At 46.1% G+C, this 575-nt stretch carries 1 pseudogene; it reads left to right on the top strand.

Annotated elements, in window-relative coordinates:
• Positions 1–575 (top strand): annotated as a pseudogene (locus R7P74_RS28150) (IS3 family transposase); the annotation flags it as partial.

A 575-nucleotide genomic window follows, 5' to 3' on the forward strand; every position in this document is an offset into this window, starting at 1 on the left:
AGTCTTTATGCTTGGGTGAAGCGCTACGGTCCCGACTCCTCCCAACACCAAGCTCAATCTGATGAAAGTGCCGAAATTCGTAGGCTTCGGAAAGAACTGCAAAGAGTTACCGAAGAGCGGGATATACTAAAAAAAGCCGCGGTGTACTTCGCAAGCCAGTCCGACTGAGGTACGCCTTTATCAAAGCCAACCAGTCAGTTTGGCCTGTTCGACGGATGTGTAAAATCCTTGGGGTTCATCCAAGTGGTTTTTATGCCTGGCTAAAATACCCTGACAGCAAACAAGAGAAACGGCGTAAGTATCTTCTCGGACTTATTAAACAGTTTTGGCTGGAATCAGGTGGGGTTTATGGCTATCGGAAGATATACAGTGACCTACGAGATGAAGGGGAATTCTGTGGAATCAACCAAGTACATCGCTTGATGAAACGAGAAGGCTTACAGTCACAACGCGGGTATCGTAAACCCAGAGCTAAAGCGGGTACTGAACATGTCATTTCGGCTAACAAATTAGCCAGAGAGTTCAATCCAACGGCTCCAAACCAATCGTGGGTGACCGATATTACTTATATAAAA

The organism is Vibrio sp. 2033, from assembly GCF_033339735.1.